Below are 15,904 nucleotides of genomic sequence, written 5' to 3'. Positions count from 1 at the left end.
TACTAGCTGCCGCGGGGCTTATATTTCTGTTTGTCGTACCACGCGCAGGAGGCTGAAAATGGACCCCTCGTATCGTAATGACACAGGGGGGTAAAGAAAACATGCATTCCGCGGGATACGTAAAACTTTAAATATAAGGTTAACGGAACTGTGATTTGGGCGCCGCTTTGGCAACATTTTTTCCGGCCATTCATTAACCCGTTGTCCATTGGATTCGCCTAGGTTTTTGGGCGAATCGAAGAAACGGAGTTCGAGTTCATGCGTGGCGAAAGCGGCATTGCCTTCTCAATGCCCGGGGGCGACGTATCCGGACCAAGACGGTCACGCCCGGTCGATTTGGCACACCTTGCCCGCCAGACGATGGGTGACCGCGGCCTCGAGCAGGAGGTGCTGGCGCTGTTTGTACAGCAGGCGCTGTCCGTGCGCGACAGAATAGTCGACGCCGACATCAAGGACCGGCTTCTGCTCGCCCATGGATTGAAGGGTTCGGCACGGGGCGTCGGCGCCTTTGCCATCGCCGACTGCGCCACCGAGATCGAGCACCGGCCGGAAGACGGCCAGACGCTCAAGCGGCTTGGCACGCTGATCGACGAAGTGCGCGATTTCATCGCCGCCATCAACCGCTGAATCCGCGCCGAACCCGATTTGCGGAAAAACGTCATCGGGCGGCGCTTTCATGCGGCAGTTGACTTGTCAGCCGGAGTGATTATCTCGGCTGGAACTCCCTTCAGGTGACAAATGACCAAGCTGACTTTCATTGCCCATGACGGCACGCATTTCGACATGGACGCCGAGAACGGCTCTACGGTCATGGAGAACGCGATCCGCAACGCCGTGCCAGGGATCGAGGCCGAATGCGGCGGTGCCTGCGCCTGTGCCACCTGTCACGTCTATGTCGACGAAGCCTGGACGGCTGAAGTCGGCGAGCCGGAAGCGATGGAAGAGGACATGCTGGACTTCGCCTACGACGTCCAGCCCAACTCGCGCCTGTCATGCCAGATCAAGGTCCGCGATGCGCTTGACGGCCTGGTCGTGCGGGTGCCTGCCCGCCAGGGATAGACGCGGTATCTTTGCCAACTGATTTTTCCCGCTGTGGCTTGGCAGCGGAGCGATGGTCATGCAGTGTCCAGCTGTTTCACTACAGCGCCGCGCGTCCTCTGGGACGCGCAAAGGACGCTGTAGCACTTTTATTTGCGCATGATCCTTTCCGAAAATCGATCCGATTTTCGGGGTCATGCGCAGCGAGGCACAGGCATGACAGACATCACCAGGACAGACGTGCTTATTGTCGGGGCAGGGCCGGTCGGCCTGTTTGCCGTGTTCGAGCTCGGCCTGTTCGACATGAAGTGCCACCTGATCGACATTCTCGATCGGCCGGGCGGCCAATGCGCGGAACTCTATCCGGAAAAGCCGATCTACGACATTCCAGGCTGGCCTTCGATCTCGGCGCAGGGGCTGGTCGACAAATTGCTCGAGCAGATCGCGCCGTTCAAGCCTGATTTCAGCTACAACCGAATGGTCTCCAGCCTGGAAAAACTGGAGGACGGCAGTTTTCGCGTCACCACCGACGAAAACGAGGTGTTCGAGGCCAAGGTGGTGGTGATCGCCGCCGGCGGCGGCTCTTTCCAGCCCAAGCGTCCGCCGATCCCCGGCATAGAGCCCTATGAAGGCAAGAGTGTCTTCTATTCGGTGCGCCGGATGGAGGATTTTCGCGGCCACGACCTCGTCATTGTCGGCGGCGGCGACTCGGCACTCGACTGGACGCTGAACCTGCAGCCGGTGGCAAAGAGCGTGACGCTGGTGCACCGGCGGCCCGAGTTCCGTGCCGCTCCCGACAGCGTCAACAAGATGTATGCCATGCAGGAGATGAAGCAACTGGAGTTCCAGGTCGGGCAGGTGACCGGATTGACCGGTGCCGACGGCCGACTGTCATCGGCCACCATCAAGGGACCGGACGGCGATGTCGAGGTGCCTTGCACGCGCATGCTGCCGTTCTTCGGCCTGACCATGAAGCTCGGACCGATCGCGGAGTGGGGTCTCAACCTTCAAGAGAACCTTATTCCGGTCGATACCGAGAAGTTCCAGACATCGGTGCCCGGCATCTTCGCGGTCGGCGACATCAACTGGTATCCGGGCAAGCTGAAGCTGATCCTGTCGGGTTTCCACGAAGTGGCGCTGATGGCGCAGGCAGCCAAGCGCATCATCAGCCCCGGCGAGCGCATCGTTTTCCAGTACACGACCTCATCGACCAGCCTGCAGAAGAAGCTTGGCGTCTCCGGCTGAACTTTACTCGGCGAGTATCGGCGCCGCATTGTCGGCGTAACCGCGAAGCTCCTTCTCGGGCATCAGCGTCAGCGTGATCAGCCCCAGCAGCAGTGTAGCGGCGGCGACGGCAAAGATCATCACGAACGGCTCGACCGTCGCGCTATGGCCAGCGATCCGCACGCCTTCACCGGCAAGCGGCAAGCCGTAGCCCAGAGCGACCGCGCCGAGTATCGCGACCCCGAGCGCACTGCCAAGCGAACGCAGGAATGTCAGCACGCCCGTCGCGACGCCCAGATGCATGCGATCGACGGCGTTCTGGACCGACACGGTGGTGACCGGAAACGTCGTTCCGGTTCCAAACCCGATGCAAATCGTCAAGACCTCTACCTCCAGGAGCGTTGCATATCCTGCGACGACGGCCAGCACGCAGAGGCACAGCATACTGAAGACGACGCCCACCATTGCAATGCGCTTGTAGTGGGTGAAATGCGGTATCATGCGCCCGCTGAATGCCGCGCCGCCGACGGTCCCCAGCAGAAGCCCAAGCATCGCGATGCCCGACTCTGCTGCCGACAGGCCGAGCACCGCCTGAAGATAGACGGGCAGGTACACAGCCATACCGACGCTTGCTGCCTGAAGCAGGAACATCGAAAGCGTACCCGCCAGAACGATTGGATTGCCAAGCACTTCGAGTGAGATGAGCGGCTCGGCGGCTCGCATAAGCCGCAAGGCAAAAGCGCCCCAGAAAATCGCCGAACCGCAGAGAACGCCGATGACTTCAAGCGAAATCCAGGGATAGGCGCTGCCGCCCCAATTCAATGCGAGCAGCAGCAGCGCCGTGGCAACGATCAGAAGCAACGCGCCCAGGACGTCGATGCGATGGCGCTTTGCGGCAACGGGCAGTTTCTTGAGCGGCTTGTTGATGATCGCCATCGCAAGAAGACCAAGCGGAATATTGATCCAGAAGATCAGCGACCAATGCAGGTGCTCTGCGAAAGTGCCGCCGAGCAACGGACCGGCGATGCTGGCGACCGCCCATGTGCCGGAGAACCAGGCGGCATAGCGTGCCCGCTCGCGCGGCGGCACGAGATCGCCGACGACGGTCTGCGTCAAAGCGAACAGTCCGCCGCCACCGGCGCCCTGGATCGCCCGCCCGACAACCAGCACAAACATGTTGGGAGCCATCGCACTGACCAGCGATCCCGCCAAAAAGATCAGGATCGCGGCATAGACGGTCGGCCGGCGGCCGTAGACGTCGGAAATCTTGCCGTAGAGCGGGGCCACGGCGGTAGCGGTCAAGAGATAACCGGTGACGATCCATGGCAGATAGTGTGCGTTTCCGAGCGCATGCCCGATGGTCGGCATGGCTGGCGCGACAATGGTCTGGTCGAGTGCCGCCAACAGCATCGACAACAGCACGCCGCCGATGATGGCGTTCTTTTCGCTCTCTGTTATCGGCGTGCCGGTTTCCGCCATCGTTTTGTTATCGACAGCCTGGTCCATGATCGTTCATCCATAAGCTTGCGATTTGACCGGCGCTGTTCAGCCGTTCCGGTTTCTTGACCGTTTGGATCGCATTGGTGTTTTAAGCTCGCGTCTGGCGAGCCCGATATATGTCGTCCCATATAGGCCGGTTTCGACAGGGGCTCGAAAGTTTTTCGAATCTGGCACTACGCTTCGGCGAATTTGGCTTTCAGTTCGGGTGCGTTCAGGCCGGCGGCAGTCGGCCGTTGCCGATGCGCTCCATGCGGTAGCGCAGCAGCCGCAGGATGCGGCTTTCGAAATTGACGCTTTCGACGCGGTCGAACTGAAGCTGGGCGCGGTCGTGCCTGGCCAGAACAGCCGCGGTGATCGCGGCCGCCTTGGCCTTGGCGGCGTCGCAGTTCTTTTGCGGGTAGGTGGCCTTCAAGGCCTCTTCGAGTTCGCTGCCATGGTTCTTGGCGATTTCGACATGGCGCTCCTCGTGGCGCTTGATGTCGGCGGACAGCGTATCCCAGAACAGCCTGACATCGGCATCGGCCTTGCGCGGGCGGCGCCACTCGGGAAGGATCACCTTCACCTTGACGGTCACCACCGCGTCGGCGATCCGGCAGGAACTCGGTGTCTGCGCATAGCTGATGCGGGTGGTGAAGGCCATTTGCGTGGCGCCCGGGTGCCGCGTGCCGGTGCTTTTCACCTCCGGCCCACGTTTGGAGAGTTGTGCCTCGATGTCGTCGAGCGTGCTGCCGCCAATGGCGAAATAGCTGTACGTCTTGACGAGATTGGCCGCCGTCGCCGGGTGCGGGGTCATGGCGAGCAGCAGCGCGCAAGCCAGGGATTGTTTCATGCCAGGCATGGATCGTTTCATCATGTTGCCTCTTCGACCACCTTGCTTTACGGCCGTTGCCGGCGCAATGAAATTGATCCGCCAGGGATCACACATGATTGATGAACTCCATGGTCGATGAGCAATGACGGCCAGGCGATGGCACTTGGCGCATGGACGCCATCTCGACCTTGGCGGCAAGGCCGTGGTCGTCGGCATCCTCAATGTCACGCCGGATAGCTTTTCCGACGGCGGCCAGTTCGACGCCCCTGAAAAGGCGCTGGCGCAGGCGCGCCGCATGATCGGGGAAGGGGCACTGGTTGTCGATGTCGGCGGAGAATCGACGCGCCCAGGCGCTGCCGCGGTATCGGCCAGCCAGGAACAGGCCCGCATCCTGCCGGTGATCGAAGCGCTGGCGGGCGTGAGCGAAGTGCTGATTTCGGTCGACACCTATCGCGCCGACACGGCGCGGCTGGCGGTTGCCGCCGGCGCGCATATCGTCAACGATGTCTGGGGTTTGCAGCGTGAGCCTGATATTGCGCGCGTCGCCGCCGACACCGGCGCCGGGCTTGTCATCATGCATACGGGGCGGGATCGCCAGAAGCTGCCGGATGTGATTGCCGATCAATTGACATTCCTGCGAAGGTCGCTGGAAATCGCCCGCCAGAACGGCATCGCCGACGATCATATCGTGCTCGATCCCGGTTTCGGATTCGCCAAGGAGACGGCGGAGGAAAATCTCGACCTGATGGCACGCTTTTCGGAATTGCATGCACTCGGCTTGCCGCTGATGGCCGGTACGTCGCGAAAACGCTTCATCGGCACGGTCACCGGCCGTGATACCGCCGACAGAGGGGTGGGAACAGCGGCGACCAGCGTCATCTTGAGGCTCCAGGGCGCCGATCTGTTTCGCGTCCACGATGTCGCATTCAACGTGGACGCTTTGGCGCTCGCGGATGCTATGCTGGCGCGTCAGACGGACCGGGCGAGAAACTGAGCGATGTATGTCATCCGCATGAAGAACTGCGCTTTCTTTGCCCGGCACGGCGTGCTGGACGAGGAGGAAAGGCTCGGCCAGCGCTTCTATGTCGATGCCGTCCTCACCGTCGATCCAGGCCGCGCACTGGCCGAGGATTCGATCGAGGATACAGTCCACTACGGCATTGCATTCACAGTCATTGAAAAGATCATCACCGGGCAGCGCCGTTTTCTGATCGAGTCGCTGGCGCTCGAAGTGGCCCGTGCGCTGACAGCGCGTTTTCCGCAGATAAAGAAAGCCGAGATCACGGTGCGCAAGCCGAACGCACCGGTGCCCGGCGTGCTCGATTATGTCGAGGTGACCGTTGTCTGGCCCGAATAGTACCGTTTATCTCAGCCTTGGCGGCAATCTTGGAGATCCGGCGAAATCCATGGGCGCGGCGCTGCGCATCCTGGATGCCGACGCGGATACGCGCGTCACTGGCGTCTCCTCGCTTTATCGCACGCCGCCCTGGGGCAAGCTCGATCAGCCGGATTTTCTCAATGCGGCCGCCGAAATTTCCACCGTGCTTGCACCGCGCGCCTTGCTCGACCTCTGCCTCGATGCAGAGCGCAAGCTGAAGCGGGTGCGCGAGGAGCGCTGGGGGCCGCGGCTGATCGACATCGACATTCTGGTGTTCGGCGACCGCGTCATCCACGAGACCGGGCTGGAGGTGCCGCATCCGCGCATGCTGGAGCGCGCCTTCGTGCTGGCGCCGCTGGCCGAGATCGCGCCCAGCCTGGTTGTCAGCGGTCGCAGCATCACCGACCGTCTGGTCGCCGTCGATACCTCAGGCATCGAGCGATTGTCGTCCGGCCGGGATTGGTGGCTGGCCTAGGTGCGTTGATATTCAGGTGATGCCGGCCTGCAAACGGCGAGTTCCTGCGCTTCCGGTGCTCACGTACCCAAATGTACGCTCCGCTCCGGTTCTCGGAACCCACCGTTTTCGACTCGGCCTGACCTGAATCTCAACACACCTTGGAGCGGGGTCTTTAACCGGAGAAACCGCCGCCATCCAGGAACGTCTGCTCCTGCGGGGTGGTTTCGCGGCCAAGCATCCTGTTTCGGTGCGGAAAACGGCCGAAATTCTGAATGATATCGCGGTGTTCGACAGCATACTTCAGGTAGGGCTCTGCCCTGGCCTGCGTCAGCTCGACCGAAATGTCCTGGTCGGCCAGCAGTTCCGAATGCTCGTAAGGCAGGTAGAGGAAAACGCGGAGTTCTTCCTCGAGTGCCAGGTCATGACCAGCCGCGATCGCCCTCTCCGCGAAATATCTGGCGAGCGGATCGGTCGCGTACATATGGCCGGTGCCGCGAAAACAGTTCCGCGGAAACTGGTCGAGCAGGATCATCAGCGCCAGCGCGCCTTCGGCATGCTCCAGCCAATCGTCGCATTCACGCCGCGCGGCGGCGTAGTGCAGACCGAGAAAGCGGTCGCGGAACTCGGCATCGAATGCTTCGTTCTTCTCGAACCAGGCATCCTCGCCGGCATCCCGCCAGAATTTGGTGACCGACAGGGCCCTGCTGTCCAATTCCATGCATAATTCCTTGCTCAATCGGCGGGTTCGGACTTGTGCAGCACACCCGCGGTTTCTTCATTGAGTGCCTGACCAGGCCGGCGCGGCGTGGAGAGCGGTGTCGGAATCGGCGTGCCGATATTGCCTCTCAGGAAGCGCTGTCCGGCGCGAATGCCTTCGGCAAGCTGGGTTTCGAAGCGATCGGTGTCGCGGCGCCTGACGTCTTCGATCGTTTCAGCCACGTCTTCGGGATCGACGCCCAGCGATTCCAGGGCCGAGCCGCCGAAAACAAGTGCGGATTCGAAGGTTTCACGCAGTTGGTAATCAACGCCGGCGCGAATGAGCTGCAGCGCGGTACCACGATCGAAAGCGCGGGCCAGCACGGTGAGCAAAGGAAACTCAGCCTTGATGAGCTCCGCGATGCGGACGGCGGCATCGGCCTTGTCGACGCAGATCAGCACGGCGCGCGCCCGGCCGGCGCCTGCCGCATGCAGGATGTCCAGTCGCGTGCCGTCGCCATAGTAGACCTTGAAGCCGAAATCGGCCGCCGCCTGGATCATTTCGACGTCGTTGTCGATGATTGAGACGTCGATGCCGCGCAGCAGCAGCGGCTGGCTGGCGATCTGGCCGAAGCGACCGAAGCCGATGACCAGCACGCTGCCGGTCAGGCCATCGGCGACATCGACGCCGTCGAGCGACTGCTCGTCGCGCGGCGTCAGATAGCGCAAGGCGATGATGGCCAGCGGCGTCAGCACCATGGAGATGATGACGATCGCAGTCAGCGTCGCGTTGGCCTGGCTGTCGATGATGCCGACCGCCGCGGCCGCCGAGTAAAGGACAAAGGCGAATTCGCCGCCTTGTGCCATGAAGACCGCGCGCTCAAGCGCTTCGCGGTGGCCTGATTTCAGGATGCGGGCGACGATGTAGATGCCGAACGCCTTCATCACCATGTAGGCGACGACATAGACGGCGATCAGCCGCCAGTTCGCCGCGACCACATGCAGGTCGAGCGACATGCCCACCGCGAGGAAGAACAGACCGAGCAGGATGCCGCGAAAGGGTTCGACGTCGGCCTCGAGCTGATGGCGGAAGGTCGATTCGGACAAAAGCACGCCGGCCAGGAAGGCACCCATCGCCATCGACAGGCCGCTGAGCTGCATGGCGAGGGCGGATCCGAGAACGACCAGGAGCGCTGCGGCCGTCATCACCTCGCGGGCACGGGCATCCGCCAGGATGCGGAAGAACGGGTTGAGCAGATAGCGGCCGGCCACCACCAGGCCGACGATAGCGGCGAGGCCGATGCCGACCTCGGTCAGCCGCTCCGACAGGCTGGTGTCGGCTCCACCGGGTGCCAGGAACGCGATCAGGGCCAGCAGCGGCACGATGGCAAGATCCTCGAGCAGCAGCACCGATACGATGCGCTGGCCTTTCGGTGCGGCGATTTCACCGCGTTCCTCCAGGAGTTGCATGACGATCGCCGTCGAGGTCAGCACGAAGCCGGCGCCGGCGACGAAGGATTGCGCGATCGGAAACCCTCCCGCCATGCCGACACCGGTCAGCAGGAGCGCGCAGACGCCGACCTGCAGCGCACCGAGGCCGAAGATCTCACGGCGCAGGCCCCACAGCCGCGATGGCTGCATTTCCAACCCGATGATGAACAGGAACATCACCACGCCGAGTTCGGCGACATGAAGAATGGCTTCCGATTCGGAAAAGACGCCGAGGCCGAACGGGCCGATCACCACGCCGGCGGCCAGATAGCCGAGGATCGAGCCGAGGCCCATGCGCTTGAAGATCGGAACGGCAACGACGCCGGCAGCAAGCAGTGCCACCACCTGAATCAGATCGCTGCCCGATGCTTCCGCCGCCATGCCTCTTGTCCCTGTGTGTAGCAGAACTCCTTGCATGCAGTTGGAGTGGGAGGCAAGGCGAGAAATCTGCTGGGAAGGGTGGGGTGCCGCTGCAACGATTCACCTGGTGGAACAACGGTCCCCGCTTGCCAGCCGGACGTTCGGCATCTATATCAGGTATATGCCTGACTATTCGTCCCGCCCGTCTTCGACGCCACATATCCCGATGGATGCGCTCAGCGAAGTTCTGCAAGACTTTCGCTTGAGTGGTGTCAACTATGGCCGCTGCGAGCTCCGGCACCCATGGAGCATAGACTTTCCGCAACAACAGCTGCTTCGGTTTCACTTTGTCGGCCAGGGCCCGTGCTGGATTCATACTGAATCGCAAGGCTGGCAGGAGTTGCGCGATGGCGATCTGGTGCTGCTGCCGCAAGGCATCGCCCATCGGCTGGCGAGCGCGCCGGACGTTGCAGGGGACTCGCTCGAAGGTTGCCAGGTGATCAAGTTGGGGGGCAACGTCTGCGAAGTGGTACGGCAAGGAACGGGCGCGACGAGCACCCTTTTCTGCGGCTCCATGGCCTTGGACTCCTATGCGCTCAACCCATTGATCACCTTGATGCCGCCTCTCATCAAGGGTTGCGACGTGGCCGGCAATGACCCGGTCGTCGGTCCTTTGCTGGCGGCCATGACGGTGGAGGCCTCGCAACCGCAGATGGGCAGCGCCACGATTCTGTCGCGTATGGCCGACTTGCTGACGGCACGGCTCATACGCTGCTGGGTCAATTGCAACGGAGCCTCGACCACCGGTTGGCTCGCAGCCATCCGCGACCCCCATATAGGCCGCGCTTTGGCGGCCATGCACCGCGACCCCGGCCACAACTGGACGCTGGGAAGCCTGGCCGGCGTGGCAGGCCAATCGCGTTCGATTTTCGCCGAGCGTTTCAGTGCGGTATTGGGAGAGGGCGCCGCACACTATCTCGCCCGCCTGCGTATGCAGCTTGCCCGCGAATTGCTGGGCCAAAACGGCTTGTCGGTTGCCGAAGTCGCTACCCGTTTGGGCTATGATTCCGAGGCATCCTTCGCGCGCGCGTTCAAGCGCATCACCAATGTCTCGCCGGGCGTTGTGCGTCGCACAATTCCCGGACGAATGGATATGAATTTCGGATTCTAAGATACATATCATCCGGGCGGACTCGCCTATTTAAGACCTCCAAACTTTGGAGATCTTTCCGTGACTGACACAACATTACAGATTGAAGACGCCGCGATTGGCCTTGATGCCGATGCACCAGCCGCGTGGAGTTCAGCCACCTGGTTCGCGGTCATTTCATTGGCGGCCACCAGCTTTGCCCTGGTGTCGGCCGAATTCCTGCCCGCAGGTCTGCTGACGCCAATGGCACGCGATCTCGGCATCAGCGAGGGGACGGCCGGCCAGGTCGTCACCGCCACCGCTTCCGTCGGCGCCGTGACGGCCATGTTGAGCAATGTTCTCATCGGCCGCTTGAACCGCAAGGCGGTGCTGGTTGGTCTCAGCGCCCTTGCGGTCGGTTCCAATATCCTGGCGGCGCTGGCGACCGATTTCTGGCTGTTGCTGTTGGGCCGGGCCGGGCTGGGCATCGCTCTCAGCGCTTTCTGGGCACTTTCGGTCGCCGTCGTGGCGAGGCTGGTTGGCGCCAATGCGACAGGTCGGGGCATGGCGATCGTCACCCTCGGCGTCTCGCTTGCCACCATTGCCGCACCGTCGATGGGCGCGCTGATCAGTGACTGGATAGGGTGGCGCAGTGCCATGGCCATGACGGCGGGGCTGGCCGCGCTTGCCATGCTGCTGCAGTTTCTCAGCCTGCCGACCTTGCCTGCAACGGCAAGCAACAGCCTTGCAGATGTATTTCGGCTGACCCGGCGGCGCGGCATCCAACTCGGCATGCTGGCCATTGTTTTGCTGATGACGGGGCATTTTGCCGGCTCGGTCTATGTGCGTCCCTTCCTCGAACAGGTGACACTCCTTACAACCGGACCGATTGCCTTGGCTCTGCTCGGGTTTGGCATCGCCGCCGTGATCGGTAATGTTGCCGGCGGCCGCATGGCCGACACCAACATCCACATGGCCCTCGCAGTCACCGCGGCGTTGATGGCGGTTGCGGCACTTACTTTGGTGCTTTGGGGCTCGCATATCGGCGTTGCCTTCGGCTTCGTTACGCTGTGGGGTCTCGCCTTTGGCATGGCGCCGGTGGTGCTGCCGACCAATATGTCGCGCGCAGCGCCTGATGCGCTGGAGGCAGCGGGCAGCCTGATGGTCACCTCTTTCCAAATTGCCATCACCATCGGCGCGGTTGTCGGCGGCTATGTCGTGGACACCTATGGCGCGACTGGGCCTTTGACTCTGACTGCTATTCTTGCCGCATCGACCGCCGTCTTGGCGCTGCTGCAGCCTCGCAGCTGAACTTCGCAGCCTCCGACACAATAGCCTCGAATCCTGCCGCCGGCGATGTTGCAGGCGCGATACACAAGTTGAGGCCGGGAACACGTTGCATCTTGCCGCAATCGAAGGCTAAGGACGCTCGGCTTCGGCCATTGGAGGGTGATCGACGATCAAGTCGCGCCCTTTTTGAGGAGATGACTGACATGAAGAAGTTTTTGTTTGTTGCCGTCGGCCTGGCGGTGCTCGCCGGTTCGGCTTGCTCGAAGGCCCCCGAGTGCACGGCGGAGATCGCGACCAAAAAGGCGCAGGACATGGCTGCAGCACTTCAGGAAGCGATTACCAAGGACCCGTCCAAGGCGGCTGATCTGACCGCCAAGGTCCAGGCGGTGACAACCAAGTATCAAGGCGCCACGACATTGGCCGACGCCTGCAAGGCCTATGACGAACTGACGGCCACGATCAAAGGCTAACGCCCTGATTCGATGGGGTTGAGTGAGAGGGCGGTGACCGTTGGGTCACCGCCTTTTTCTTTGGATTTTTTCAGTTCGGCGCGATGGAGCCGACTTCGACCGCGTCGACCCGCTTCAGGCTCATGCCGATCACCGGGACCAGCTGGTCGTCGACGCGCACCGCAATGGTCACCGTCATCGAATTGTCGTCGGGAATGCGGGCCTGCATGACGCCGCGCAGCTGGTTGCGGTTGATTGTGAAGACCACTTTGCGGGCATCGACGACGTTGCCGCCGATGATGTCGAGACCGGAGCCGGTCGCGCCGCCCATGAAGCTGCCCTTGTAGCCCTCGCGGCCCTTGCGCTCGATCTTGGCCGACATCGGCTGGGTGAACATGCCGACCCGGCAGCCGCCGTCGAGCGACATGCCGACCTTGCCGTCGGGCGTCGAGCCGGTGAAGCTGCAGTTGAACTTGGTGCCTTTGTACTTGCCGGCGACGATTTCGCCGGGACCGATCCATTTGCCTTCGGCGGACTGGAAGAACTGCTTGTCCGGCTCCGCCGCAGAGGCCGCTCCTGCAATGCCGACGACTGCCGTGATCACCGCTGCCAGGGGCAGGACGCTGGATAGTATTACGCTTTTCATCGACGACACCCGGCAACAAAGAGGCTGTTTGGAACCCGTCTGACCATGAACAAGATTGGTTAATGCTTCGTCACCGCAGGGCCGCCGCTGAGCAGTCCGGTAACGATTCCGAATGCCGGACACTCCAGCCCGGCTCACTTGCCGGAGGGGGTCGTTTCACCGTCTTTCCTGGTTGCGAACGATGTCAGCGCCGAGAGGAAATCGCCCAATCCGGGACGCTTCGCGGCGCTGAAGGGCAGGGGGCGCGCCGTCTCCATCGCGGCGATGCCGATGCGCGCCGTCATCATGCCGTTGACGACGCCCTCGCCAAGCTTGGCCGAAAGGCGCGCGGCCAGGCCGTGGCCGACGATCTGCTGGACGAAACTGTCGCCGATCGCGATCGAGCCAGTAACCGCCAGATGCGCCAGCACGCTGCGCGCCAGGCGGAAGAAACCCAGCGTTCCTGGCCGGCCGCCATAGAGTTCCGACAGGCGGCGAATAAGCCGCCCGGCCTCGAATACGACATAGGCAACATCGACCAGTGCGCGTGGACTGACCGCCGTCACCAGCGAGACGCGTTTGGCGGCTTCGAGAATCATCACCTTTGCCCTGGCATCGAGAGGGCCGAGAATTTCAGCCTCGGCCAGGCGCACGAGATTGCCGCCGTCGATGATCTCGCCGCGCAGTTCGGCCAACGCGCGCCGGCCGGCCGCGGTCTCGGGTTTGGCCGCGACAAAGGCCGACAATTCGTCGACGACCGATCGTGCAGCCTTGGGATCGTCGCGGGCGATCGCATCGAGCGCCCGCTTCTGCAGCTTTTCGACCTCGGCCAGGCGGGCGATCGCCAGGAATTCGCGAATCAGGATCACCACAAGCGCCAGCACGGCAACGGCGGCCATGGCCGCCGCCAGCCAGCCCAGCCATTCGGCGCGCGCGAAGAGGTCGCGTATGAGCTGATCCGTCCACAGGCCGACAGCCAGCGAAACCAGCACGCCGAAGGCGCCGAAGAAGATGCTGCCGAGCAGCGAGCGTTTCCTGGGGGCGATCGCCGGCGGCGGTTCAGCGGCAATGATGTCGGGTTCGTCAAAGACGTCGACCTCCGCCGGAATGACCAGCGCGACATCGGCCTTCATCGGCCGGGGCTTGCGCTGGGTTTCGGCTTGGGCATGGGTACCGGGCTGGGCGCGGCGCGTCTCCGGCGCTTCCTGTCTCGATGTGGCTTCCGGCTCGATGCGGAATGCCGCCGGCTTGCGGGGCGCGGTCATGCCAGATGATCTCCGATCAGGAACTGCAAGGCACGGTCGAGCCTGATATGCGGCAGCGACAGCGTGACGCCTTCGGCCGTGCGTTCAAGCTTTGGCGGACGGAAACGGACGAAGCGGATTGCCGGGTCCGCGGAGTCCTGCCTGTGATCGGCTCCCGAAACATCGAACACAGCGTCAATATTCTCGGGCAAGTCACCGGGAAATATGGCTGTTTCCGTCTTTCCATCAAAGGTTTCGCTATTGATCTTCTCACCGGCGATCGGCGTGCCGATGATGACGGGAAGCGTCTCCCGGCCTTGCTTGACGGTGCCTTCGCGCGTCGCGCGCACCGCCGCCATGGCGACCACTTCGACATCGGCGCCGGTGAAATTCGCCCGTGCCACGGCGCGGTCGGCAAGCCGCCGCACGATCGCCTGCAGCCGGTCATGGCTTTCGTGGTGCAGATGGTCGGCCTTGGTCGCGGCAACCAGGATGCGGTCGATGCGCCGCGAAAACAGGTCGGTGAGGAAGCTGCCCCGGCCGGGACGGAAACAGCTGAGGATCTCGGTTACCGCGCGCTCCAGGTCGGCCATGGCGCCGGGGCCGGCGTTCAGCGCCTGCATGGCGTCGATCAGCACGATCTGGCGATCGAGGCGGGTGATGTGTTCGCGGAAGAAGGGTTTGACGACATGCGTCTTGTAGGCCTCATAGCGCCTGTCCATCATGGCGTGCAGCGATCCCGGGCGCGGACGCTTGTCGCCGATCCCGGCCAGGGGCGCGAAGGTCAGGGCCGGCGAGCCTTCGAGATCGCCCGGCATCAGGAAGCGGCCGGGCGGCAAGGTCGAAAGCGCCCGCTCGTCGAGCTTGCAGGCCTTCAGATAGGTGGCGAAGCTTTCGGCCAGCCGGCGCGCCGTCATCTCGTCGGCATCGGCGTTCGGATCGATCCCGGCCGACAACGCCCGCCAGCTCTGCGAAAGGTCCTCGCGCACCGGCAGAACGGCCATTTCAAAGGCTTCGTGCGAGAAGTCGGCGAAGGATTTACCGAGCAGCGGCAGATCGAGCAGCCATTCGCCGGGATAGTCGACGATATCGACCGACAGTCTGCCCGAGGAAAACATACGGCTCCAGCCGGAAGCCGATTCATATTCGATGGTCAGCCGCAGTTCCGAAATGGCGCGCGTCGAATCGGGCCAGGCGCGGTCGTTGACCAGGGCGGCAATGTGGTCCTCATACTGGAAACGCGGCACCGCGTCGTCGGGCTGCTGCTCGAGGAAGGCGCGGGCGATGCGCCCCGATTTCTGCGCTTCGAACAGCGGCAGGCGCCCGCCATGGATCAAATTGTGGACAAGGGCCGATATGAACACCGTTTTGCCGGCCCGGGACAAACCGGTCACGCCGAGGCGCAGCGATGGGGAAAAAAGCCCGGTGGCCCGGCCCGATAGCGTGTCGAGGGCAATCCTCGCCTCGTCGGTGAAGGTGGTCAGCGATGATGCCAAAATATGCTCTCTCGAACTTCGGTCCGTCCGATATAGGCGCTGTATCAGGGCTTTGAAATGGCTTCAGAGATCGGCCGGCGTCAGGAACGCTTCGAGATAACCGGTGCCCTGGGCGGCGCTGGCAAGATCGCCGTCGAAGCGGACGACTGCCAGGCCCGCGGTCGGGAACCCATGGTTCAGCGTGGCCCGCGCAGTTTCGTCGCCGTCGCCCGAAACTGCCATGGTGAGGTCTTCCATCATCGGATTGTGGCCAATGACCAGCAATGAGCCCGATCCGCCATTGTCTCTGATAAGGTGGAGGTAACCGGCCGCGTCGGCGCTGTAGAGCGCGTCGAAGAACAGGACCCGGCCGGTGTCCGTCTGGCCGGCCAGGCCTTCCAGCGTCTCCTTGGCGCGTTTGGCATTGGAGCACAGCGTCCGCTCCGGAACGTAGAGGCGGGAACGCATGGCGGCGCCCATCACTTCGGCATCGGTGCGGCCGGACGCATCGAGCGGACGGTCGAAATCGCGCATGCCGGGCAGTGCCCAGCCAGCCTTGGCATGACGCAATAGATAAAGCCTGCTCACCCAACCTCCGAATGCCGAAGCCTTCCGGGATTAGCCACGAGAACGGCGTTGCGCACAATGGCCCGTGCTCTTCAAACACGGCGAATCACCCAATGCTGCTTGCTGCAAAAGGCTCTTGCGTATCGGCCCCGGGGTCACGGCGATCAGGG

17 protein-coding genes are annotated in these 15,904 nt (G+C 62.7%); 9 read left to right on the top strand and 8 right to left on the bottom strand.

Annotated features, from left to right (window positions below):
• Nucleotides 1–258 precede the first annotated feature (258 nt).
• The 3 genes from MESCI2_RS0111685 (at nucleotide 259) to MESCI2_RS0111675 (ending at nucleotide 2,283) form a co-directional block, all read left to right on the top strand.
• Nucleotides 259–627 (top strand): Hpt domain-containing protein, encoded by a 369-nt coding sequence (locus tag MESCI2_RS0111685; RefSeq protein ID WP_027036756.1) that lies wholly within the window; start codon nucleotides 259–261, stop codon nucleotides 625–627.
• 111 nt (nucleotides 628–738) lie between these two features.
• Nucleotides 739–1,059: a 2Fe-2S iron-sulfur cluster-binding protein gene (locus MESCI2_RS0111680; RefSeq protein WP_013531878.1), complete on the top strand. Its 321-nt coding sequence runs from the start codon at nucleotides 739–741 to the stop codon at nucleotides 1,057–1,059.
• A 195-nt stretch (nucleotides 1,060–1,254) separates the two neighbouring features.
• On the top strand, nucleotides 1,255–2,283 hold the full coding sequence (locus MESCI2_RS0111675) for an NAD(P)/FAD-dependent oxidoreductase (RefSeq protein WP_027036755.1): 1,029 nt from the start codon (nucleotides 1,255–1,257) through the stop codon (nucleotides 2,281–2,283).
• A gap of 3 nt (nucleotides 2,284–2,286) precedes the next feature.
• Here MESCI2_RS0111675 and MESCI2_RS0111670 read toward each other — a convergent pair whose 3' ends face one another.
• Complete coding sequence (locus MESCI2_RS0111670; protein WP_027036754.1) at nucleotides 2,287–3,768, bottom strand: MDR family MFS transporter; 1,482 nt, start codon at nucleotides 3,766–3,768, stop codon at nucleotides 2,287–2,289.
• 205 nt (nucleotides 3,769–3,973) lie between these two features.
• Nucleotides 3,974–4,591, bottom strand: a complete 618-nt coding sequence (locus tag MESCI2_RS0111665) for a DUF922 domain-containing Zn-dependent protease (RefSeq protein ID WP_027036753.1) — start codon at nucleotides 4,589–4,591, stop codon at nucleotides 3,974–3,976.
• Between the two features lie 124 nt (nucleotides 4,592–4,715).
• On the opposite strand from MESCI2_RS0111665, the gene folP reads away from it, so the two are divergent.
• From folP to folK, 3 genes are read left to right on the top strand one after another with little or no spacing between them, the layout of a single operon-like run.
• Nucleotides 4,716–5,567 carry a dihydropteroate synthase gene (gene folP, locus MESCI2_RS0111660; protein ID WP_027036752.1) on the top strand — a complete coding sequence of 284 codons (852 nt, stop codon included), beginning with the start codon at nucleotides 4,716–4,718 and terminating at the stop codon, nucleotides 5,565–5,567.
• Nucleotides 5,568–5,570: 3 nt separating this feature from the next.
• Nucleotides 5,571–5,930 (top strand): dihydroneopterin aldolase, encoded by a 360-nt coding sequence (gene folB, locus MESCI2_RS0111655; RefSeq protein WP_023813034.1) that lies wholly within the window; start codon nucleotides 5,571–5,573, stop codon nucleotides 5,928–5,930.
• On the top strand, nucleotides 5,914–6,426 hold the full coding sequence (gene folK / locus MESCI2_RS0111650) for a 2-amino-4-hydroxy-6-hydroxymethyldihydropteridine diphosphokinase (RefSeq protein ID WP_027036751.1): 513 nt from the start codon (nucleotides 5,914–5,916) through the stop codon (nucleotides 6,424–6,426). The genes folB and folK overlap by 17 nt, the downstream gene beginning before the upstream one ends.
• Nucleotides 6,427–6,580: 154 nt before the next feature.
• On the opposite strand, the gene MESCI2_RS0111645 is transcribed toward folK, so the two are convergent.
• Complete coding sequence (locus tag MESCI2_RS0111645) at nucleotides 6,581–7,126, bottom strand: DUF924 family protein (RefSeq protein WP_027036750.1); 546 nt, start codon at nucleotides 7,124–7,126, stop codon at nucleotides 6,581–6,583.
• Between the two features lie 14 nt (nucleotides 7,127–7,140).
• Nucleotides 7,141–8,976: a monovalent cation:proton antiporter-2 (CPA2) family protein gene (locus MESCI2_RS0111640; RefSeq protein WP_027036749.1), complete on the bottom strand. Its 1,836-nt coding sequence runs from the start codon at nucleotides 8,974–8,976 to the stop codon at nucleotides 7,141–7,143.
• Nucleotides 8,977–9,136: 160 nt separating this feature from the next.
• Between MESCI2_RS0111640 and MESCI2_RS0111635 the strand changes: the two genes are divergently transcribed.
• From MESCI2_RS0111635 to MESCI2_RS0111625, 3 genes are all read left to right on the top strand, one after another.
• Entirely contained in the window at nucleotides 9,137–10,126 is a 990-nt protein-coding gene (locus tag MESCI2_RS0111635) for an AraC family transcriptional regulator (protein ID WP_027036748.1), read from the top strand.
• A 60-nt stretch (nucleotides 10,127–10,186) separates the two neighbouring features.
• Nucleotides 10,187–11,395 carry an MFS transporter gene (locus tag MESCI2_RS0111630; protein ID WP_027036747.1) on the top strand — a complete coding sequence of 403 codons (1,209 nt, stop codon included), beginning with the start codon at nucleotides 10,187–10,189 and terminating at the stop codon, nucleotides 11,393–11,395.
• A 182-nt stretch (nucleotides 11,396–11,577) separates the two neighbouring features.
• Complete coding sequence (locus MESCI2_RS0111625; RefSeq protein WP_027036746.1) at nucleotides 11,578–11,844, top strand: hypothetical protein; 267 nt, start codon at nucleotides 11,578–11,580, stop codon at nucleotides 11,842–11,844.
• Nucleotides 11,845–11,914: 70 nt separating this feature from the next.
• Here the strand turns inward: MESCI2_RS0111625 and MESCI2_RS0111620 are convergent, their stop codons facing one another.
• The 4 genes from MESCI2_RS0111620 to MESCI2_RS0111605 form a co-directional block, all read right to left on the bottom strand.
• Nucleotides 11,915–12,469, bottom strand: a complete 555-nt coding sequence (locus MESCI2_RS0111620; RefSeq protein ID WP_027036745.1) for a hypothetical protein — start codon at nucleotides 12,467–12,469, stop codon at nucleotides 11,915–11,917.
• Between the two features lie 134 nt (nucleotides 12,470–12,603).
• Nucleotides 12,604–13,713, bottom strand: a complete 1,110-nt coding sequence (locus MESCI2_RS0111615) for a YcjF family protein (protein ID WP_027036744.1) — start codon at nucleotides 13,711–13,713, stop codon at nucleotides 12,604–12,606.
• Nucleotides 13,710–15,188, bottom strand: a complete 1,479-nt coding sequence (locus MESCI2_RS0111610) for a YcjX family protein (RefSeq protein WP_027036743.1) — start codon at nucleotides 15,186–15,188, stop codon at nucleotides 13,710–13,712. The genes MESCI2_RS0111615 and MESCI2_RS0111610 overlap by 4 nt, the downstream gene beginning before the upstream one ends.
• Before the next feature lie 63 nt (nucleotides 15,189–15,251).
• Complete coding sequence (locus MESCI2_RS0111605; RefSeq protein ID WP_027036742.1) at nucleotides 15,252–15,755, bottom strand: SixA phosphatase family protein; 504 nt, start codon at nucleotides 15,753–15,755, stop codon at nucleotides 15,252–15,254.
• Nucleotides 15,756–15,904: the final 149 nt, after the last annotated feature.

The organism is Mesorhizobium ciceri WSM4083 (assembly GCF_000519305.1).
GTDB classification, from domain to species: domain Bacteria; phylum Pseudomonadota; class Alphaproteobacteria; order Rhizobiales; family Rhizobiaceae; genus Mesorhizobium; species Mesorhizobium ciceri_B.
This window is presented reverse-complemented; position numbering and strand designations above follow the sequence as displayed.